The 21,562-nt window shown below is 63.8% G+C and carries 17 protein-coding genes and 1 pseudogene; 5 read left to right on the plus strand and 13 right to left on the minus strand.

Annotated features, from left to right (window positions below):
- Positions 1-12: 12 nt before the first annotated feature.
- Genes A2J03_RS07845 through A2J03_RS07860 form a run of 4 tightly spaced genes read right to left on the minus strand, consistent with a single transcriptional unit; the run spans position 13 to position 7,653 of the window.
- On the minus strand, positions 13-1,542 hold the full coding sequence (locus tag A2J03_RS07845; RefSeq protein WP_068371744.1) for an FAD-dependent monooxygenase: 1,530 nt from the start codon (positions 1,540-1,542) through the stop codon (positions 13-15).
- Entirely contained in the window at positions 1,539-3,215 is a 1,677-nt protein-coding gene (locus A2J03_RS07850) for a (2,3-dihydroxybenzoyl)adenylate synthase (protein ID WP_068371747.1), read from the minus strand. Before A2J03_RS07850 ends, A2J03_RS07845 begins: the two co-directional genes overlap by 4 nt.
- Positions 3,212-5,533, minus strand: coding sequence for a hydantoinase B/oxoprolinase family protein (locus A2J03_RS07855; RefSeq protein WP_068371750.1), 2,322 nt, complete (start codon positions 5,531-5,533; stop codon positions 3,212-3,214). Before A2J03_RS07855 ends, A2J03_RS07850 begins: the two co-directional genes overlap by 4 nt.
- 17 nt (positions 5,534-5,550) lie before the next feature.
- Positions 5,551-7,653, minus strand: coding sequence for a hydantoinase/oxoprolinase family protein (locus A2J03_RS07860; protein ID WP_068371828.1), 2,103 nt, complete (start codon positions 7,651-7,653; stop codon positions 5,551-5,553).
- A 250-nt stretch (positions 7,654-7,903) separates the two neighbouring features.
- On the opposite strand from A2J03_RS07860, the gene A2J03_RS07865 reads away from it, so the two are divergent.
- From A2J03_RS07865 to A2J03_RS07880, 4 genes are read left to right on the plus strand one after another with little or no spacing between them, the layout of a single operon-like run.
- Positions 7,904-8,656, plus strand: coding sequence for a maleate cis-trans isomerase family protein (locus A2J03_RS07865; RefSeq protein WP_068371753.1), 753 nt, complete (start codon positions 7,904-7,906; stop codon positions 8,654-8,656).
- Positions 8,657-8,672: 16 nt separating this feature from the next.
- On the plus strand, positions 8,673-9,290 hold the full coding sequence (locus A2J03_RS07870) for a VOC family protein (RefSeq protein WP_068371756.1): 618 nt from the start codon (positions 8,673-8,675) through the stop codon (positions 9,288-9,290).
- Positions 9,287-9,532, plus strand: a complete 246-nt coding sequence (locus A2J03_RS07875; protein ID WP_068371759.1) for a hypothetical protein — start codon at positions 9,287-9,289, stop codon at positions 9,530-9,532. Before A2J03_RS07870 ends, A2J03_RS07875 begins: the two co-directional genes overlap by 4 nt.
- Positions 9,529-10,752, plus strand: a complete 1,224-nt coding sequence (locus tag A2J03_RS07880) for an alpha/beta hydrolase (RefSeq protein WP_068371762.1) — start codon at positions 9,529-9,531, stop codon at positions 10,750-10,752. The genes A2J03_RS07875 and A2J03_RS07880 overlap by 4 nt, the downstream gene beginning before the upstream one ends.
- Before the next feature lie 61 nt (positions 10,753-10,813).
- Here A2J03_RS07880 and A2J03_RS07885 read toward each other — a convergent pair whose 3' ends face one another.
- The 4 genes from A2J03_RS07885 to A2J03_RS07900 are packed head-to-tail and all read right to left on the minus strand — an operon-like array spanning position 10,814 to position 13,097.
- Entirely contained in the window at positions 10,814-11,239 is a 426-nt protein-coding gene (locus A2J03_RS07885; RefSeq protein ID WP_068371764.1) for a pyridoxamine 5'-phosphate oxidase family protein, read from the minus strand.
- Positions 11,240-11,260: 21 nt separating this feature from the next.
- Positions 11,261-11,821: a GNAT family N-acetyltransferase gene (locus A2J03_RS07890; RefSeq protein WP_231912416.1), complete on the minus strand. Its 561-nt coding sequence runs from the start codon at positions 11,819-11,821 to the stop codon at positions 11,261-11,263.
- A gap of 33 nt (positions 11,822-11,854) precedes the next feature.
- Positions 11,855-12,526, minus strand: a complete 672-nt coding sequence (locus A2J03_RS07895) for an SDR family oxidoreductase (RefSeq protein WP_068371767.1) — start codon at positions 12,524-12,526, stop codon at positions 11,855-11,857.
- 49 nt (positions 12,527-12,575) lie between these two features.
- Positions 12,576-13,097, minus strand: coding sequence for a mycothiol transferase (locus A2J03_RS07900; RefSeq protein ID WP_068371770.1), 522 nt, complete (start codon positions 13,095-13,097; stop codon positions 12,576-12,578).
- Between the two features lie 138 nt (positions 13,098-13,235).
- Here A2J03_RS07900 and ggh point away from each other — a divergent pair, with 138 nt between their 5' ends.
- Positions 13,236-14,573 (plus strand): glucosylglycerate hydrolase, encoded by a 1,338-nt coding sequence (gene ggh / locus A2J03_RS07905; protein ID WP_068371772.1) that lies wholly within the window; start codon positions 13,236-13,238, stop codon positions 14,571-14,573.
- A 115-nt stretch (positions 14,574-14,688) separates the two neighbouring features.
- Here ggh and A2J03_RS07910 read toward each other — a convergent pair whose 3' ends face one another.
- The 5 genes and pseudogenes from A2J03_RS07910 to A2J03_RS07935 form a co-directional block, all read right to left on the minus strand.
- Positions 14,689-15,606 (minus strand): alpha/beta fold hydrolase, encoded by a 918-nt coding sequence (locus A2J03_RS07910; protein WP_068371776.1) that lies wholly within the window; start codon positions 15,604-15,606, stop codon positions 14,689-14,691.
- A gap of 231 nt (positions 15,607-15,837) precedes the next feature.
- Positions 15,838-17,880 (minus strand): PhoX family protein, encoded by a 2,043-nt coding sequence (locus A2J03_RS07915; protein WP_068371779.1) that lies wholly within the window; start codon positions 17,878-17,880, stop codon positions 15,838-15,840.
- Positions 17,881-18,071: 191 nt separating this feature from the next.
- The gene (locus A2J03_RS07920) at positions 18,072-18,800 is read right to left on the minus strand and encodes an amino acid ABC transporter ATP-binding protein (RefSeq protein ID WP_068371781.1); all 729 of its coding nucleotides are present in this window, start codon (positions 18,798-18,800) and stop codon (positions 18,072-18,074) included.
- Positions 18,801-18,803: 3 nt separating this feature from the next.
- A pseudogene (locus A2J03_RS30945) lies at positions 18,804-20,507 on the minus strand (ABC transporter substrate-binding protein/permease).
- 285 nt (positions 20,508-20,792) lie between these two features.
- Positions 20,793-21,557: an LLM class F420-dependent oxidoreductase gene (locus A2J03_RS07935; RefSeq protein WP_068371789.1), complete on the minus strand. Its 765-nt coding sequence runs from the start codon at positions 21,555-21,557 to the stop codon at positions 20,793-20,795.
- Positions 21,558-21,562: the final 5 nt, after the last annotated feature.

Genomic DNA, 21,562 nt, shown 5'->3' on the forward strand with positions numbered 1-21,562 from the left:
GCAGAATAGCCGTCACGTACCCACCGCCACGAGGTGCGTGCGCGCGCTGACCAAGCCCGCCACGGCATCGGCACGACACAGTTCGGGCACATCGACGACGACGAGAGCCGTGCTCGAGGCCAGTATTCGCTCGGCCAGATCGAGTCTCGTCAGGACGGCCGAGCGGTCGGGTGGTCCGGTGAGCCACACCGTGGTGCCGGCCCGGGCCTCGTCGACGAATGCCGTCGCCTTCTCGTTCCAGGCGGAGTCCACCTCGACGTACAGGCAGGTCGTCGTGGGGTTCTCGCGTAGTTCTGCAGGCGCACGCCGGTCGGCGAAGGAGCCATGAGTGTGCTGTAGGGGTCGGCTCATCACCCAGTCGTCGATGTCCTCGGCGTCGACAGCATCCGCCTTCACCTGCCCGAAGGCGGCGATACCGGCGACGGTCACGTCCGGCGCGGATTCGAGGAAACGTCCGAGTCCGACCTTTCCTGCCCTGGTCATGTACGCGACCATCAACTGCTCGACGGGCAGGTGTGCGCGCGCGGGGAAGGACTCCCACCAGTGCTCGCTACGACGGGCGATCTGTTGTAGATGCTCTACGTCGGGCCGCCGCACGCGCTCGTACTCGGCAAGCGCGTCGGCGATGGACTCCGCCGAAGACAGTGCCGCATCGAGCGCGATGGCGTCTTCCATGGCGAGCTTGGTCCCGGATCCGATCGAGTAGTGCGCGGTATGGGCCGAATCTCCGAGCAGCACAACGTTGCCGACCGACCAGCTCCGGCACGTGACGGTACGGAACTGCATCCATCGGGTCCGATTGCCGATGAGTCGGTGTCCCTGCAGCGTGTCCGCGAACGCGCTTTCGAGGTAGCGCAGCGACCTCTCGTCACTGTCGGCGAGTCCCGATGCGGTGGATGCCACATCGAAGCCTGCTCGACGCCACGTCGCGGCATCCGTCTCGACGAGGAAGGTGCTTCGGTCCTGGGCGTACGGGTACGCGTGCGCGACGAAGGTTCCGTGCTCGGTGGGCACCGGTACGAAGACGGCGCTGGGAAGCGCGAAATCGGTTCCGCACCAGAGGTACAGGCCAGATCCCGTGGCCGTCTCGGCGCCGAACCTCGGATCGGACGCACGAGTTGCGCTGTTGATACCGTCGCTCGCGATGACGAGGTCGGCGTCGAGGTCGGACGCCGCGCGGCGTCCGCCGAATTCGAGCCGAACGCCCGCGCGGCGTGCTTGATCGTGCAGGATCGACAGCAAAGATGTTCGCGCTATGGCGAGTAGGTCGCCGTGTGCGAGGCGCGCGGTTCTGCCGCCGACCTGCATCGACATCTCATGTGAATACGCCGTGCTCACAATCGCGTCCAGTGACGGGGCGTCGGCCTCGCGCAGATTCTTCTGGGTTCGGGATGCGAGCCCGACGCCGAAGCCGAACGTGGTGTCCGGTGAACTCTGTTCGTAGACGGTGATGTCGGCATCGGGGTTCGACAGTTTGAGCAGGCGGGCTGCGTAGAGGCCGCCGGGGCCTCCCCCGATGACTGCTACGCGGTCGAGTTTCATTCTTGCCTCTCGAGTTTCGCGGCGATATCGACGCGCAGATGCTTCTTGTCGATTTTGTTCACATTGGTTCGTGGCAGGGCATCGAGCCATTCGATGCGTTCGGGCCACTTGAACTTGGCGACGCCGAGTCGGGTCAGGTGGTCTTGAATATTCGCCAGAGTCAACGACTCCCCGGCAGCAACAAGGTAAGCGCAGGTCCGCTCTCCCAGGCGAGGATCGGGCATCGCCACGACAGCGGCATCGGAAATACCTGGGTGTTCGAGAAGCAGGAGTTCGAGCTCCTCCGCATTGATCTTTTCACCGCCTCGGTTGATGAGGTCTTTGATCCGGCCCTCGATGGTGACGTACCGGGTTCCGTCGATGATCGAGATGGAGGCCAGGTCGCCGGTCCGGTAGAAGCCGTCGGAGGTGAAGGCGACCTGATTGTGTTCCGGTGCAGCGAAATACCCTGTGATGGTGTACGGACCGCGGCAGCACAGTTCGCCCACTTCCCCGTCCGGAACCTCGGTCTCGGTGCCGGGATCGAGGATGCGGACCTCGTCGTCCGTCGACACCGGCGTGCCGACGGTAGAAATGCGTGCCTGACGCGGTGACGAGACGGGCGTGACCGTCAGCAATCCCTCCGACATTCCGAACAGCTGGCCACCCCAATGGGAGTCGCCGTCGTCTACCCGGTCCATCAAGGCCGGAGACACTTTCGCTCCGGACAACACGACGCGACGCAACTGTCCCCGGACCCGGTCGAATCGGGGATCGAGTACTGCCTGGTAGTGGCCGTGCCCGATGAGGACGTCGGTAGCTTCGGCCCGTTCCATCAGATCGAATGCCGAATCGATGTCCGCAGTGGCGAGCACGAGGCAGGCTCCGACCGAGTGTGACGCGTGCAGTCCACAGGCGATGCCGGCGTTGTGCACGATCGGAATCAGGTGCGCTACTCGACTGTCGGCCGTCCATTCCAGGCGCTGTGCGTACAGCAGCGCATTGTTCCAGTACTCGGCGTGGATCCGCGGGATCACCTTGGGGGCGCCGGTGGTTCCACCGGACAGTTGAAATGCCACGACTTCGTGCGGATGTGTGGCCGCGTCGATTGCCTCGACTGCGGCCCGCGCCCGACTCGGCTCGATCCCGCGTCCGATGTCAGCCAGATCCACCACGTCCACGCCGTCGCCTCCCACGGTGACGACACGCCGAACCGTCTCGCTGTCGGCCGCGTGATCGAGGGCGAAGCGCACCAGATCGAACGACCCTCCGGCCTCGACGATATGCAGCACCGCTCCTACGGTTCTCCCGACATGGCTGATCTCGTGCAGACGATGAGCTGCGAGAGTTGCCACCGGAACAAGGCCCGCCTTGACGCATCCGTACCACGCCAGGACGGTGTCCAGTCGATTGGTCAGCTGGAACAGGACTGACTCGAGCCGGGCGAATCCGAGCTGGATCAGACCGGCCGCTATCGCGTCGGTTCGGCGGTCCAGCTCGGCGTACGTCATCGATCCTTCGGCGCTGATGACCGCAGGTCGGTCCGGGAACCGAACGGCAACATCGTGGAACCGTCGTCCGGTCGACTCGGAACTCCATGAACCGCTGGCACGGTAGCGCTCCGCCAGTGAGTCCGGGTATCCGACGAGACGGCCGTCCCAGTCCGAGGGCGTGCGAGTGGCAGTCGCCGTCATCGCTCCGCCACCGCGGGCAGCAACCGGGAGATCTCGAGGGAGTGGTCGGGATGGTCGGCCGGAACGATCCCCGAGTAGATGGCCGTCCAGCATCCCGGGCAGCACAGCTGACGGAAGACGATGGGTGTGTCCACGTACTCGGTGGGGTCGGACGTCACCTGCGGTCCCGCAGCCGACGAGGGACCCTCGTATCGAGCCAGGTCCAAAACGCCACTGGACTTCTCGTCGCCGAGTAGGCGACCGCACTGCGCGCACGCAACGACCCGAACATCGCCGACCGTGACCTCGGCCAGGTTGTCATCGAGTCTGCGCGCGAGCGACAGGTCCATGATCGGGGCCTCCGAGTGCTCGGTGGACCGGGTACGCCTCTCGTCCAGGAGCGTGCGTCGACGCTGCGCGGTTGCGGGCTCATCGACCACACCATCGTCGATCACGACGCCGTACACGGTCGATGCGCCCTCGGCAGTGACCTTGCCTTCGCGTAGGTCGACAGCTACTGCGGACGGGTCGCGGTGCAGTGGATCTCCGTACCCGCCGCCGCCCTGCCAATGCATGTACAGAACTTCTCCCGGCGCGACATAGCTTTCGGCGTAGCAGGCCCCGAACTCCTTACCGCCGCCCAGTTCGTCGAGGGCGCCCGGGATCTTTCCTGCAGTGAACTGCTCGTTGATGTCGGTGTTGCGGGCGAGGATTTCGACACCCGTGTTTCCCGGATAACCACCGGCCAAACCGTTGTTCTGCGCCACCGCTTTGCCTGCGGAAGCCAGCACGAGGCCCATCGGCAACGACGTCCCGTACGGCGTGACCGCAATCGACGCACTGACGCCTCCGCGCTGGCGGCCGGGGCCGCCCGAGTCCGGCTCTTCCCGACGCCACAGTGTCAGCAGCGGGTACAGGAATTCGGTCATCTCGGTGTCGGGAATTCGACCCATCGGGATGCAGAAGAGCCCACCGGTGTCCATGCCGTCGGCGGTCGGTCTGGCGCCGTATCCGCCGGCCATCGGTTCCATCATGATGTTGAGGAACGGGACGGGCTGCTCGGCGCGCTCGTCGAGGCCCGCGATCACGGCGGTGTCCCAGGTTCCGCAGCACGCGGCTTGCACGCTCGTGCCGAGATCGACGGATCGGTCGAGCATCTGGGACAGGCATTCGGCGATGAGGGTGCCCGTCAGCCATGCAGGCCCGATCGGGCCACGGCTGACCGCGGCCGGGAAGCTGGCGTTGTTGATCGTGCCCTCTTCCGACACGAGGTCGAAGCAGCGCATCAATCCGCCTGCGGACCAGGGGATGTCGCCGGCGAGAATCGGCAGCAGCGCGAGCATCACACCGCCGCGCATGCCGGCGTAGGTGCAGTTGATGACACCGGTCTGCTTGTCGGTGCCGGTGAAGTCGAACGTGAGGTGATCGGCCGTCTTGCTCATCGCGACAGTGATCTTGTGCACGCCGCGGTCGCCCGTGTGCGACTGGTCCTGGTAGCCGGTCGCCTTCCATGTCCCGTCGGGCAGCGACGTCAACTTGCTGCGGAGGCGGCCCTCGGCATCGGTCATCATGCGCTTCATGACGGCCTTGACCGTGTCGGCGCCGTACTGCTCGATCACGGCGAGCATGCGATTGCGACCGACGGTGTTGGCGCCGATCTTCGCCCGGAGGTCGAGACCGACCAACATCGGAACCCGTGAGCGCCGCACCCAGACGTCGGCGACGTCGCGCTGAAGTTCGTAGTCGCGCACCACCTTGATCGGCGGTGTCGGAAGGGATTCGGAGAACACGTCTTTCGCGGACGGATCGAACGAGCCGAGGCCCGATCCACCGAGGTCCGGCTCGTGGCAGATCGCACTGGTCCAGGCGAACAACTGTCCTTCGTGAAAGATCGGCTGGTAGACGATGACGTCGCTCTGATGAAGTCCGCCGCCGACCCAGGGATCGTTGCAGAGGAACATGTCGCCCGGGGCGATCCCGGGGTTCGTGGCCCGATGCTGCAGCGTCCAATAGATCGCGAGATCGACGGCACCGACGAGCATGGTGTTGTACAGACCGACCTGAACTTCCTGTCCCACTTCGTCACTGATCGCGAAGTCGAAGTCGTTGGCGTCGGTGACGATCGGCGAACCCGACATCCGCTTGAGCGCCTCACCCATCTCGTCGGTGACCGACCACAGCCGGTGCCGGATGACCTCGTAGGTCAACGGATCGAGGTCGTCGATCTGCTGCTGGTTGACGGTGTGGATCGGGAGGGACGGAGGTAGGGAACGGTACAGGGCGTCGGGATCGACGGGGCGGCTCGAGAAGATCTCGGAACCGGGAATGGCTGAGGTCATGGTGGCTCCTACCAGTCTTACTGGGCGATGATGTTGAGGTTGCCGAGGCGGTCGACGGTGCCGGTGGTGCCGTGGGGAACAACGACCGTCGTGGTGGGAACCTCGACGATCGCGGGGCCGGCGAGGACGTGACCGGCTGCGAGCTTGCTGTAGTCGTAGATGTCGGTGTCGACGTAGCCGATCCGTCCGTCCAGGCACACTTTCCGTGAACCGATGCGCGCCTTGGCGGCGTCGGACGAATCAGCCGATTTGAGCTCCGGCAGCGTCGGCGAGAACGGTAGAACGCCGGTCGCACGAACTCGGTAGGTGATGGCTTGGATGCCCGCCTCGCGGAATCCACTGTCCTTGCCGTAGAGGTCTGCATATCGCTGCTCGAAGAGATCCGACGCGTGCGCGACGCTGGCGGCGTCGAGGTTTCCCTCCGGGATGGCGGTGGCGACCTCGGCCAGCTGCATCGTGTACCGCATGTCGATCTCGCGTTCGACCTGGATTCGACTGAACGACAGTCCCTGTCGACCGAGTGCGTCGCGTACCCGCTTCTCGAGACCCTCGAAGTTGCGTTCGGCGCGCGCCGGGTCGAGCGGCATCGCGGCGGGATCGGACAGCTCGGCAGCGAGCACGATGTTCGACGACGCGAGACCGTAGGCCGAGAACGCCGAAGCGACCTGCCCGAGTGGCACGATGACTTCCTTGACGCCGACTTCGGCCGCGTACCGGGCGCAATGGGCTGGTCCAGCTCCCCCGAACGCGTAGAGCACGAAGTTGCGCGGATCGTGACCTGCCTCGACGACGGTCTTGCGCAGCAGATCTCCGGTTTGCGCGTTCTGTACCGCATAGATTGCCGCAGCAGCGTCCTCGATGGACAGCCCGAGCGGCTCGGCGATGCGGCGTCGAATTGCCTCGCGCGCGAGTTCCTTGTCGAGTGGTTTACGTCCGCCGAGGAGGCCCCGTTCGGGCAGGATGCCGAGGACGAGATTGGCGTCGGCGTTGGTCGGTTCGGTTCCGCCCTGTCCGTAGCAGGCAGGCCCTGGTACTGCCTGAGCGCTGTGCGGACCGATCTGCAGGTTTCCACCTGGATCGACCCACGCGATCGCTCCGCCGCCGGAACCGATCGCATGCACCTCGAGGGTGGGCACGTTGATCGGATGATGGTTGATGATCGTGCTCGACGCGCGTACCGGTTCGCCGTCCACGACGAGTCCGACGAGGAAGGTCGTCCCGCCGACGTCGGTGGCGATGATGTTCTTGTGTCCGAGTTGTTTGCCGAGTGACACCGCGCCGACGACGCCGCCGGTCAGAACGGAGCCGACGGTGCTGATGGCATTCTTCGGGGCCTCTGCTGCGGCGACTGCGCCGCCGTTGCTCTGCATCACCAGCAGTGGTCCGGCGAGATCGAGCGCGCGGAGCTTGGATTCGAGCGAACCGAGATAGTCGGCGAGTCCGGGGCCGATCTGGGTGCTCATGATCGTGGTCGCGTTGCGAGCGAACTCCCGGATGCGGGGACTGACCTCCGAGGACAGCGAGACGAACATGGTGGGGTCGATCTCGTGGACGAGCTCGCGAATTCGATTTTCGTGCACTGGGTTTCGGAAGGACCACAGCAACGAGACCGCGATACCGGATACACCGTCGTCGACGAGGCTTCCAATGGCGATCCGGGCCGAATCCTCGTCGAGGGCGACGACGACGTTGCCGTCGCGATCGAGCCGCTCGGTGACCTCGAGAGCATGTCGTTTCGGAACAAGACCGTGAGACTTGCTTTGTCCCATCACGTTCTGCAGCTGCTCGGGAGAGCCACCGAGGTATCTGCCCTCGACGTTCATTATGTAGATCGAATCCCGGTGGCCCTTGGTGGTGAGAAACCCGACGGGCGGCACGTTGCCCATCACCAAGGCGTTCAGCGAGGACGTGGTGCCGTGGGCGATGTGGTGCGTGTTCGCCAGCATCTCGCGCGTCGAGCTCCCCAGCTGCTCGGCCAGTGCGTCGAGCACGTCCATCACACCCAGTGAGTAGTCGGGTGGTGTCGACGGTGCTTTCGCGGCGACGACCGTGCCGGAGCCGTCGTCGAGTACTGCGTCTGTGAACGTTCCGCCGACGTCCACTCCGATCACATATGCCATGCCGGTGTGCTCCTTAGGTCCGAGTCGAAGACGCCAGTGCGGTGTGAGAACCCTCTCGAACACCGCTTACGTCTGCGTCGAGTATTCGACGTGAACGACAACATGTCAAGCGGCAAATGTGAGCGCTATCACCATGCTCGATGGTGCCTGACCGGATCGCGGTCGTCGATTGCGCAGGCCAGTGTCGCTTGACGAATTGTCATTCACGTCGAATACTCGTCATCAACGTCAAATTCTGAGAAGGGACGCTATGAAAATCCACCGCGTCGGACTCGTCGTACCGAGTTCGAATGTGACGGTCGAAACCGAGATGCCCGCGCTGCTGGGGCGACACCGCGACGCCACGTTCTCGTTCCATTCGAGCCGGATGCGCATGCAGGCCGTGTCGCCGGAACAACTTCGTGCGATGAATGCCCAGCGCGAACGGTGTGTTCTCGAACTCGGCGATGCCGGCGTCGACGCACTCCTGTACGCGTGTCTCGTCGCGCTCATGGTTGCCGGACCCGGAGAGCACCAACGCGTCGAGGGACTCGTCGCCGAGCAGTTGGCAACGGGTGGGTCCGACGCCGCGGTTCGCTCGAGTGCCGGTGCGCTGATCGAGGGTCTGCGTGCGCTGGACGCAACCGACATTGTCCTGGTGACGCCGTACATGCGGCCTCTCGCCGAGAAAGTCGTCGAGTACATCGAGGCCGAAGGGATTCGGGTGCTCGACTGGCGCGCACTGGAGGTCTCCGACAACGCCGAGGTCGGGTGCATACCCGGAGAACGGGTGATGGACGCGGCTCGATCCCTCGATCTCAGCGGCGCCGACGCGCTGGTGATCTCGGCGTGCGTGCAGATGCCCTCGCTGCCACTCGTGCAGGCGGCCGAGGACGAATTCGGCATTCCGGTGCTGTCGGCGGCCACGGCGGGCGCCTACAGCCTGCTGCGGGCTCTCGATGTGCCCGTGGATCTACCCGGTGCCGGCTCGCTGTTGCGGGCCGACGTACCGGCAACTCTGTAAAGGAAGGTACTGCGTCATGTCCGACATGCGCCACAAAGTCAAAGGCGTCGATCACGTCGCCTACCCCACCTTCGACCCGGCGGGCACGGTGGAGTTCTACCGCGATGTGCTCGGTTTCCCCGTCGTGCACTCGATCTGTGCCGCCGGGTGGGGACCGGAAAAGCATCCCGACTTCATCCACTTCTTCTTCGACATCGGCAACGACGACCGACTCGCCTTCTTCTACTACTTCGGCCTCGAGCCGTTCGAGGGTGGACCACAGGGCGATTCGTACTCACGCTTCGCCGAGGACGTACCGATCTTCTTCATCAGGTCGCGGCATCTCGCTATCCACGTCGACAGTGAAGACGACCTCATGGAGTACCGGGGTCGACTCGACAGGAGTAGCTGGCCGGTCGAGATGCAGATCCAACACGAGACGATCGAGTCGATCTACACGCACGACCCCAACGGCTACATGATCGAGATCACCAGGGCGATGCGGTCGGTGACGCCTCAGGAGGATCTCGACGCCAACCTGACGATCGACGCGCTCATCGACGTCGTGCGCGGGCAGGATCCGAGCATGGCGAACCTCCTCGTACGCAAAGCCGAACTGATCCTGGAACGGGCAGAGGGGGCTTCGGTTCGATGACAACGATGTTCGTACTCGACATTCCCGAGAACACGTCGATCGTTGCGGTCGCGGACAGTGATCCTGCGGTGGTCCTCGATCGGGTCGGTTCCTACTTCCGCATGGTCTCGGACGGCATCATCGTCATCGACCGTCGAGCGACCGGGTGCAGGCACGCGGTCTGGTACAGCAGCGTCGCAGGCCTGATGAACTCTCGAATCACGCAGTGGGACAAAGACGCGATGAAGATCGAGCCGGCATGACAGGGTTGGGTGCAGGCCGCTACATCGAGGCCGCACAGGTACCGTCGTCGACGGTTACCTCGGTGCACGAACTGTCGACCGCAGACGGCGCCAAGGTCACCGGCGTACTGCGTTCGGTTCCCGGAGCCCGCACCGTCGTCTCGCTCATGCACCCCCGGCAGGATCTGACGCATCATGTCCTCGTTCCGGAACTCCTGGCTCGCGGATTTGCGGTCTGGACGCAGGGCACGCGCTCGGTCAACAACGACATCTCGCTATTGCACGAGCAAGCGCTGCTCGACGCCGCCGCGGGCCAGGTCTTCCTGTGCGACAGAACATTCGAACATCGTGTGACACTGGGACATTCAGGTGGAGGCACGCTGTACGCCTTCTATCACCAGCAGGCAGGATCGGAGCCGAAAAGTCGGTTGTCGTGCACTCCTTCGGGCCGGCCGGTCGATCTGGCGGCGGCCGACATGCCTCTTCCCGACGGCGCGATCTTCATGGCACCGCATCCGGGTCAGGGCGCGCTGCTGCTCCGGCTGATCGACCCGTCGGTCGTCGACGAGTCCGATCCCATGTCGGTCGATCCGGTCCTCGACCCGTTCGATCCGGCCAACGGCTTCGCCGAACCCCCGAACAGTTCGTCCTATTCGGAGGAGTTCGTACAGCGGTATCGGAGGGCCCAGCAGGATCGTGTTGCGCGGCTCGACGACATCGCGCGATCTCGCGTCGCGGAGGCGTCGGATGCACGCCGTCGGTTCGGCTCGAGTGGCGATCCTGCCGACCGCCGAAATGCATTGGCACCACGGATTCTGACCGTGTATCGAACCGACGCGGATCTGCGGTTCACCGACCTGTCGTTGAGTCCGAACGCGCGGCCGTACGGTTCGTTGTTCGGTCGGCGGCCGGATCTGACGAACTACGGCTTGGTCGGATTCGCTCGGTTCGCCAGCCCGGATGCCTGGCTGTCCACGTGGTCCGGTCTGACCACCAACGCCGACTTCGTGCGCTGCGCGCCCGCGGTCGAGGTGCCGTCGTTGTTCGTCGAACTGACCGGGGATCAGGCGTGCTTTCCGGAAGATGTGTCGAGAATGTGCGATGCACTTGGGTCGTCGGATAAAACGCGGGTCGCAGTCGAGGGCACCCACTTCGGTGGCCCGATCGCCGACGGTGCTCCCACCGGTGCCGCCCTGGCCGCCGCCGAGATCGGTGAGTGGTTGTCCGAACGCTTCCGCTGAGAAAGAGGTTTCGCACGGATTTCGGCCGATTTCGGCGCGTAACCTCGATTTCGGCGGGGGGTCAGATCGCGCCCAAATCCGAGGACACCCAGTGTTCGGTCTGTAGGAAGAACACTGTCTGTTCCCCGTGATCGGCGCTGGCGAACTGGATGTAGCCGTCGACCTTCTCGGGGGGCAGATAGCGCTCGGCCACTTCCCGCAGGTGCTGCGGGGTGCCCGGCTCTTCCCGGCTGACAGGGCCGTCGACCGCCACGTACCTGATCGACGGTTCGACCCGCTCGACCATCAGGCTGAAACGTCCTGCAGCGCGTATCAACTCGGCCTTCTTGGAGTTCTTTCCGGTCAGCACCCAGGCTTCACCGCCCGGTGTGTACTGGTACCAGACCGGTACCGTCAGTGGGCCTCGATCGGCGCCCGCGAACACCGACAGCGCCGCAATGTGCGGCTCGGACAGAAACTCTTCACGCTCCGACTTCGACAGTGGCATGGAATGAGCCTAAGTCGTCTGTTACAGATCGTCGAAGGGTTTGGCGTATCGAAATGTCCCGTTCACCGGGCCGTCCGAGAGTTGGAGGGCTTGGAAGTATGTACCCCATTCGGGGTCGGGAGACCCGACGCCCACCTCGGACCCGGCCTGGAATCCGAACCGGCCGTAGTAGTCCGGCTCGCCGAGCAGTACGAGCAATCGCTCGCGTGTGGCCTCGGCCGCGCCCACCAACGCGAACATCAACGCCGTCCCGACGCCCCGCCCCTGGTACTCCGGTAGAACGGCGAGCGGTCCGATACCGACGGCTCCGATGCCCACGCCCTCGATGCCCACGCCCTCGATGCCCACGCCCTCGGTGTCGCCGCCTTCGATGTCGCCGACGAAACCCCGGGACCCGATGACGTATCCCACGATCCGATCGCCGTCGAGCGCGACGAGTGACAGTTCCGGGATGTAGCCGTCGTCGAAGAGTCTTTCGGTAAGTCCGACCTCGATGGGAACGCCGTCGTCCTTGGCGAACGCGTCGTGGATCATCCGAAGAACCGCGGGTCGGTCGGCGGGCCGTTCACGTCGTAGCAGCACTCGGCCATTCTCCCGCTTCTGTCACCGTGCCCACTACCTCGGCTTCAGCACGATCTCCGTGGGGTGCGCATCTGCGGGAGTGTTGACGGCATGGCGGACGGCCAGAGCGACCGTGTCGGCCTGCAGGAACTTCGACCCGTCGTAGACGTCGCCCTCGTGCTCGACGATTGCACGCTGCATGTCGGTATCGATCCGCCCCGGGTGGACGGACGTGACGCGCAGTGACGGCTCCTCCTGGCGCAACGCGTCGCCGAACGCCCGCAACGCGAACTTCGACGCCGCATACGCACCCCAGCCCGGATTCGCGCGCAGACCGGCACCGGAATTGATCAGCACCACATGCCCGCCTGCCCGTCGTAGAGCGGGCAGTAATTCCTTCGTCAACGACACGACAGCGAGGACGTTGCCTTCGTACTGTGCTCGCCAGTCGTCGATCGACGACTCCTCGATCGTGCCGAGCGCCGCGACGCCTGCATTGTGAACGAGCACGTCCAGCGAATCGATGCCGCGGGCAGCAGAGGCGACCGCGTCGTGATCGGTCAGATCGACCGGCCATGGGGTCGAATTTTCGAGTTCTGCGGATATCGATGCCAGCGACTGCGACGACCGCCCGCCCAGGTAGAGGTGGTGATCGGGCGCGAGTTGACGCGCTATTGCCGCGCCGAGGCCTCGGCTGGCGCCCGTCACCAGAGCCGTTGAAGTCATACGGTCAACTTATCCAATGGTCATTCCGCAGGCTCCACTCCCGCCCGAGTCAGAAGGTCATTCCGGCATCGATCGCCATCTGCCTCGTCGTGTTCCCGCCGTCGAGGGCCTCTCGGATGATGTCCGCGTGCCCGGCATGCTGGGATACCTCGCGGAGGATGTGCAGCAGCGTGAAGCGCGCCGATTGCCACTCACGCTCCGGAGCCCACGGCGCCGTCGGAAGCGGGACCTGAAGGTCGAGGTCCATCTCGGCCACCGCCGCCTCGGTTGCCTCGGCTACGCGCGCATACTCCTCGACGAGTCCCGCGACGGTCTGATCGGCGCTGAGGACGTACTCCTCGGCCGCGGCGGCCATGTCGAACTCAGCGGTGTCGTCCATGTCCGCGATGACTTTCATCCAGCTGCGCTCGTTGCCTACGACGTGGCTCAACAGACCGCCGAGAGTCAGATCGCTGACCGTGGTCCGCTCCCGCGCTTGCTCGTCGGTAATGCCTTGGACGGTGATGAGGAAGTTCTTGCGCTGGTCGGCGAGCATTCGGAGGATGTCGGCCTTTTCACCGGTGAGTGTCATGTCGAGGTCCCTTTCGTCGGCGTCGAACCAACTCTAAGAACAATTGCGGACAACTTCGGTCCTCGACAAAAGATCAATTCTGGGTCAACAGTGAACCCTCGATAGGCGGAAAGTCAGGAACGGTCGCAAACTAGAGATATGGGCGACCGTGGATTCACCTCGACACAGCTGGCCGCTCGGGCTGCCTACCTACTGCGCGGCAACGACCTCGGCACGATGACGAGCGCCGCGCCGCGGTTGTACCCGCATATGTGGAGCTGGGATGCCGCGTTCGTATCGGTAGGTCTGGCGCCACTGAGCGTCGAGCGTGCAGTCGTCGAACTCGACACGTTGCTGTCCGCGCAGTGGAAGAACGGGATGATTCCGCACATCGTGTTCGCGAACGGTGTCGACGGCTATTTCCCCGGCCCGGGTAGGTGGGAGACGACCGAATTGGCGGTGCACGCGCCGTTGGGCGTGCAGACGTCTGGCATCACACAGCCACCTGTCCACGCGATCGCCGTGCAGCGCATTCTCGACCATTCGCGTCGCCACGGCAGGACGACGCGCGCAGTGGCCGAGGAATTTCTCGATCGGCGTTGGGACAACCTGGTCCGGTGGCACCGCTGGCTCGCCGAAGCGCGTGACATCGCCGACAACGGACGGGTCACTCTCTTCCACGGCTGGGAGTCCGGCATGGACAACTCCCCGCGATGGGACGCCTCATACCGAGGCGTCGTGGCCGGAGCGATGCCTGCGTATGTTCGCAAGGACGATGCAGTCATCACCGACGCCTCGCAGCGGCCGAGCAATCTCGAATACGACCGCTACATCTGGTTGGTCGAGGAAATGAAACAAGCGGGATACGACGACGCCGCCCTCGCCGAGAAGATGAGCTTCGCGGTCGAGGACGTGTTCGTCAGCGCGATCTTCGCGATGGCGTGCGACGTGTTGGCGACGATCGGTGAGGAGCATTCCAAACCGAACTCCGACGTCCGCGAACTCCGCGGCTGGGCTGACAAGTTCCGCAAAGGCGTCATCGCGACGACGGATGCACGCTCCGGCGCTGCACGAGATTACGACCTCCGAGCCGGCCGATGGATCACGACCGACACCATCGCCATGTTTGCACCACTGTTGTGCGGGGGGTTGGCTCGCGAGCAGGAACGGACGCTGCTTCGGATGTTCGAGGGGACGAGATTCTGCGGGCACCCGGATCTGCGATACGCGGTTCCACCGTCGACTTCGCCTGTGTCGCGGGACTTCAAGCCTCGCGAGTATTGGCGTGGCCCGGTCTGGCCCGTCATCACCTGGTTGTTCTCGTGGGCGTTCTCGCGTCGCGGCTGGGCGGAACGATCGCTGAACCTGCGCGAGGAAGGTCTGCGCCAAGCGAGCGACGGAAGCTTCGCCGAGTACTACGAACCGTTCACGGGTGAGCCACTCGGAAGTATGCAGCAATCCTGGACGGCGGCTGCGGTTCTCGACTGGCTGGGCTGAGAGGGGGCCTCCGGCCCCAGTGGCACGGTTAAGTGCACCCTGGTGCGCTCTTTCGTGCCACTGGGCCGGAGGCACACCGACCGACCGCGCGTGCGCTCGAGTGCATCCGGTGTACTCAACCACCGATCGCGTTGACGCCGTTCGCCCCGAGGTGACGCGCAACGAGCGGACCTACGGCGCGCAACGCCGATGCCGAGGTCATCTGCCAATGCGACTGCGGAACCGTGTACGTCGTGATCTGACCGCGAATGTAGGGGTGCCAGGTGGAGAGTCCATGCATCTCCTCGTGCGCCGCGCCGACGAACAGCACGTCCCCGTCGTAGACACCCGGGACGTGGCCGACGGCGAGCTCGTGGTTATGGCGGGCCGCAGCGATGAGTCGCTCGACCTCGTGAGTCTCGATGACGTCCGAGCCGGCGACGAGGGAAGGCAACGACTCGAGTGTGATGCGTTGTCCGTTGATTCCGGGCAGCGTGATTCCGACGGCGTCGAGCAGGTCTGCTGCGGGAAGGCTTGCTTCCAACGCGTTCTCCCGTTGGACGGCATGGCTGTCCAGCAGTACGAGCGAATCGACATGCTTGCCCTGCTGCCGTAACCGGACGGCCATGGCGTGGGTGATGGTTCCGCCGAGCGACCAGCCGAGCAGATTGTAGGGGCCGTCGGGAAGGATCTTCTCGATCTCGTCGATGTACCGCTGCGCGAGAGCATCGAGCGTGCCGGGCAGATCGGATTGGCCCGGGGTCTGGATTCCGTAGATCGGTCGGTCGGTGTACTTGTCGAATTCGCTGTAGCACCAGGACAGTCCGACGATGGGATGTATGCAGAACAGCGGCGCGCCCTCTCCATTCGTCCTGATGGGGAACACGATGTCGAAGGAGCTGGCCGAACCTGAATTCAGCTGAGGCGCACTCGATTCCGGCGTCATATCCGTCAGAAGCGCCGTATCCGCGCGCAGCGTGCCGAGAACCTTCAGGGCCGACAGCGACGAACCGCTGCGCTCGGAGAATTCGTCCGTAAGTCCGATGTCGCTCACTGCAAGTACCCTCCGCGAGTGTTTCGATGACGAGCCGTTCGGTCGCTGACCACCAGGTCTGTCTTGTCTGAGGTTTACACAACCGTTACCACCGGTCAACCAGCTCGAGCGGCTGACCGAGAGCGTGCGGAGAAGTCACATATGCGGTCGATCGATTGAATGAAACCTAACAACGACGAAGGCGCGCATAGCGGTTCACCACCGGCTATGCGCGCCTTCGAGGGCGGAGACTCAGGACTTCCAGACAGCCACCATCGAGGGACGCGGCTGGGAGTCGCCACCGTCGGGCCAGTGCGAGCCCGGGGCGTCGGCCGACGCGTCGTCGAGCTCGCCCGGATGCTGGACCGCGACCACAACGCGCTCGTCCTGGATGATCGGGCCGCAGGTCTCGGCGCCGACGGGCACCGTCAGGAACTGGCGGGTCTCGCCGCGACGCTCTCCGTCGACGACCACGGCGAACAGTCCGTCGTTGGATTCGAGAGCGTTGCCGTCCGTCGAGATCCACAGGTTGCCCTTGGAATCGAACGCAAGGTTGTCCGGGCAGGAGATCGGGCTGACCTGAGTCTTGTCGAAGCCGCCGAAGTAGGTGTCGGCTTCGTTCGGGTCGCCGGCGACGATCAGCAGATTCCAGACGAACGTGGTGCCCGCGTGATCGTCCTCGAGCTCGAGAACCTGACCGTTCTTGTTCTTGTTGCGGGGGTTGGCCTCGTCCACGCCGGCCTTGCCCTCGGTGCCGCGGTTGCTGTTGTTGGTCAGCGCGACGTAGACCTTTCCGGTGACAGGGTTCGCCTCGAAGTCCTCCGGGCGGTCCATCTTGGTGGCGCCGACCTCGTCACCGGCCTGCCGAGTGAACACGGCAACCTCTTCGGCAGACATACCGTCGACGAGCGATTCGCCTCGGCCGTCCTCGTTCGTGCGCAGCAGCGGAATCCACTCGCCCTTACCGGCGAACTTGCCCGACGGAGGAAGCGTTCCGCTGCCGTCGATCGCGTCCGGTGCATCCCCGGTGAGCACGGCGACGTACAGGGTGCCTGCGTCGAGGATGGTCATGTTCTCGCGCATGGCTGCCTGGCCGCCACCGGACATCATCTTCCGACTCGAGACAAATTTGTACATGTAGTCGAAGCGCTCATCGTCGCCGCTGTACGCGACGACTGTGCCGTCGTCGGTGACGTGGATGGTTGCGGCCTCGTGCTTGAACCGTCCGAGCGCGGTGTGCTTGATCGGTGTCGAATTCGGATCCCACGGATCGACCTCGACGACGTAGCCGAATCGGTTGACCTCATTCGGTTCCTGTGCGATGTCGAAACGCTTGTCGAAGCGCTCCCACTTCCGATCGCTGGCCGCGCCTTCGATTCCGTACCGTGCCAGACGTGCTGCCTGGACGGGTTCGGTGACCGATTCGGCGTTGCCGAAGTACTGGTTGAAGTTCTCCTCGCCCGAAAGCACAGTGCCCCAAGGCGTCAGGCCACCGGAGCAGTTGTTGAACGTGCCGATGGCCTTCGTTCCTGTCGGATCGACGCTCGTCTTGAGCAGATCGCTGCCGGCAGCCGGGCCAGTGATGACGAACTCCGACGTTCCGGTGATGCGACGGTTGTACTGGCTGAACGCCGGTGTCAATTTGCCCGAGCCCGATTCGCCGTTGACCTGCACTACCGAAAGACCGTGTGCTGCAAGGGCAATATCGAACTGCTCGCGCGTCGGATTCTCCTCGTCGTATCCCTTGAACAGGAACGGCTCGGCGGTGTACTCGTGGCTGACCACCAGCAGGTACCCGTTCGGTGTGCCCTCGATCGGAAGCAATCCGGCGAAGTCGTTGTTGAAACCGAACTGCATCGCCTGTGCGGCCGCGGTCTGGTTGTCGAAGTCGAAAGCAGGTGCGCCTTCCAGAACCGGATCGCCCCAGCGGATGATGACGGCCTGCTCGTAACCCTCCGGGATCACCACTGCATCCTCGGTATTGGGCTCCACTGCCGTGAAGTCGACGCCATCGACCGGAGGCGCACTCGTCGACCCTGCTGATCCCGTCGAGGCTGGCTCATCGGTGCTACAGGCGGCCAAGATGCCGCCTGCACCGACCGCTACCACGGCCATCGCGCCGCCGCGGAGAACCCCACGCCGGGTCATTGCGGTCTTGACGACGTCGCCGAAGTATTGACCCTTCGAGGTATTGGGAACCTCGTGGAAGCAGGCATCGCCGCACTTGTACTTGCACGTCACGTTCGACCGCGATGAGCTGCCGTCATGGGTTGTCAGGATAGGAAGAAGCTTCATGGATTGGCACAGTGTCAGCAAAAAGCGAAAGTAAAGAAACGCCAAGGTGAAGTCGGGAAGAACGAGCCTGCCCTAAGCGGCTCTTTCACGCTGGTGCGGCTCCGCCGCCAGTGGCATGGTTAAGCGTGTTCCGACAAACTTGAACGCGCCACTGGCGCGGAGCGCCACCTCCTACACCGGCGCGGACCGACCTACAGCACCTGCGACAGAAACTGCTTCAGGCGATCGGTGTGCGGATCGTCGAAAAGCTGTTCCGGAGTGCCGGTTTCGACAGCGCTTCCGTGGTCCATGAACAGCACCTTGTTCGACACCGAGCGGGCGAAGCCCATTTCGTGGGTGACGACCACCATCGTCATACCGCCCGACGCGAGATCCGCCATCAACGACAGCACACCCTTGACCAGCTCCGGATCCAGAGCAGACGTGGCTTCGTCGAAGAACATGACCTCGGGCTTCATGGCGAGTGCACGGGCGATCGCAACGCGCTGCTGCTGGCCACCGGACAAGTTGCCGGGACGCGAGTCTGCCTTGTTGGACAGACCGACCAACTCCAGCTGCTCCATCGCAGCGGCCCGCGATTCGTCCCTGGACATACCCTTGAGCTTCTGCGGAGCGAGGGCGACGTTGTCGGCAACGGTCTTGTGTGGGAACAGATTGAAGTGCTGGAAAACCATCCCGATGCGTTGACGCAGGTGGTCCGGATTGTCCTTCAGAACGGATTTCCCACCGAGCAGGATGTCACCCTGATCGGGTTCGTGCAGCCGATTGAGAGCGCGAAGCAACGTCGACTTGCCGGACCCGGACGGCCCGATCACCGTCGTCGTCCGGCCTGCGTCGACGTGAATGTTCACCCCGCGCAGGACCTTGTTGCTACCGAATGCGAGGTGAATATCGGTTCCGGTCAACGAAACTGAGCTCATGTTCTACCTCTCCACCACGATGGACGCCTCGACCGGATCGAGGGTGCCCGACGTGTCGGCCTTGCCGGAGCGCAGGCGCTTGTCGATGAAGTTCACCAGGTGCGTCAATGGAACGGTCAAGATCAAATAGAACACGCCTGCCGCGAGCAGCGGCGACAGATTGCCGGTCTGCGCGGCGGTGTCCTGCCCGATTCGGAACAACTCACGTTGCGACGCAAGCAGACCGAGGAAATAGATCAGCGAACTGTCCTTGATCAGCGAGATGAACTGATTGACGATCGCAGGCAACACACGCCGGATCCCCTGCGGGACGACGACGAGAGTCATCGACTTGCGATAGCTGAAACCGAGCGCGCGTGAGGCTTCGAGCTGACCGGAGTCGACGCTCTGAATGCCAGACCGAAAGATTTCACCGAAATAGGCTGCGGCCATCAACGATAGAGCAGCGATGCCCAGCGGGAACGGGCTCCGGCTGCCGGTCAGCTGAGTGAGCGTCGGACCGAAACCGAGCCCGATGAGGAGAATGACCACGGCCGCGGGCAGTCCACGAAAAATGTCGGTGTACACGCGCGCAGGCCATCTCAGCCAGCGGGCGCGGGAAATCCCCGCGACCGCCAAGCCGAGACCGATGATCGTGCCGATCACTCCGGAGGACACAGCCAGAATCAGAGTGTTCGGCAATCCGACTGTGATCAGCTTGGGAACGGTCTCCCAGATGAGTTGCCAATCGAAGAACGTGTCGTACAGGTTCGAGAGGGTATCCATCGATCAGGACGCGGGAGGGGTAGACGCCTTGCTGCCCGGCTTCCAGTCCGCGGGAACCTCACGGTCCGGGTACCACTCCTTCTCCAGGGTGTTCCACGTGCCGTCGGCAACCACCGCGTCGAGACCCGAGTTGAGTGCATCGATCAGCGGCTGGTTGTCCTTGGCCACGGCGAACGCGGTGAAGTTGGTGGTGTTGATGGTCTTCTCGAGGATCGCGACACCGTCCTCGGCCTTGACCTGCCCCGAAGCCTGCTGAGACGGAGCCACCCACGCGTCGATCTGGCCGGACTTCACATTCGCGTATGCAGTGTTGTAGTCGGGGAAGCGGACCGGCTCGATGCCGAGGGTGTTGGTGACGTAGTCGTCCTGAACCGTTCCTTGCACGACGCCGATGCGCTGCTGGTCATCGAGCTCGGCGATCGTCTTGATCGAGTAGTCGTTCTTCGCTACGAGTGCCATCTCGCCGAAGTCGTAGCCGTTGGTGAATCCGACGGTGTTGCGGCGAGCATCGGTTGTCGAGATCGACGACGAGCCGGCGTCGTAGACCCGGTTGTTCACGGCAGCGAGCAGGCTGGAGAACTCGGTCGCCGAGAACTCGACGGTGAGGTCCAGTTTCGCCGCGACGGCCCGCAGCAATTCGTTGTCGAACCCGGTGAAGTTGCCGGCCTCGTCGATGAAGATGTTCGGCGGGGCGTCGGACAGGGTGCCGACGTACAGCGTGCCGGGCTTGATCAGACCGAGTTCATCGGTGTCGATTTGATCGAGCGGGGTGACGTTGTCCGTCGTGTACTTGTCGAGCGAAACCTGATCGGACCCGGCAAGTGCATTCTCGCCGGTGCCGCCGGAGGAGTTGTCACTCGAACAGGCGACGGCCCCGAGCGTAAGTGCGAGCGTTGCAGCAAAGGCTGCAAGGGCACGGCCTCGTACAGGGCGACTGTTCACTGCGGATCTCCTCGATAAACGGATCAAAAGCCCCCTGAGGCTATCGCGGTGATACCGGCCTCAGGGAATCGGATTGCGGTTGTGTCAACCCGCTATCGCTGCCCGGCATTCCCCGCCGTCGGGGATTTCAATCAGTTCGGGGATACCGTGTCGGCGATCGCCGAGGACGATGTTGCACACCTCTGCTTGCGATGCAGGTGAGAATGGGGTCGGCTCTGTCGCGTCCATGAGTCGAGAATCCACTGCCGCACGATAGACGGCAAGGGAATTTGCCGAAACTGGAAACTACTTGTGGGCCTCACGCCACGCGATCGCGTCTTTCAGTTCGGTGAGGTCGTACTCGGGACCGCCGGTTCCGACGGTGAACAATGCGACTCCGGCGTCGACGTATCCTTGCGCCTTGTCCGCTCCCGGCCACGACACCGATCGAGTGATACCCGAGACATCGCGCCCGACGCTCTCGCCGTGCTCTGCGAGGATGCCGGACTTTCGCTTCAGCTCGTCGAGATCGGCGAAGCTGTGCCAGATGTGTGCATATTCAGCGACCATTCTGAGGGTCTTCTTCTCGCCTCCGCCGCCGATGAGGATCGGAATCTCGCGCGTCGTGGCAGGATTGCCGACCTCGAGGCGGTGCTTGATGCGTGCGAGGTTCTCGTTCAGCAACTTCAAGCGCGAGCCAGCAGTGCCGAACTCGTAACCGAAGTTGTCGTAATCCTTTTCGTACCAGCCGCCACCGATACCGAGGATCAAGCGACCGCCACTGATGTGATCGACGGTGCGGGCCATATCGGCGAGCAGGTCGGGATTGCGGTAGCCGCCGCCGGTGACGAGTGCGCCGATCTCGACGTTCGACGTCTGTTCCGCCCAGGCCCCGAGCATCGTCCAGCACTCGAAGTGTGCGCCGTCGAGGACGCCGTACAGCGGATAGAAGTGATCCCAGTTGAAGACGATGTCGACGCCTGCATCCTCCGAGCGCAGTACCGCGTCGCGAATGAGCTGGTAGTCGGGGGCGTGCTGCGGCTGGAGCTGTACACCGATTCTTATGTTCATGTCTC

The sequence above is a fragment of the Rhodococcus sp. EPR-157 genome (genome assembly GCF_001647195.1).
In the GTDB taxonomy this organism is placed as follows: Bacteria; Actinomycetota; Actinomycetes; order Mycobacteriales; family Mycobacteriaceae; genus Rhodococcoides.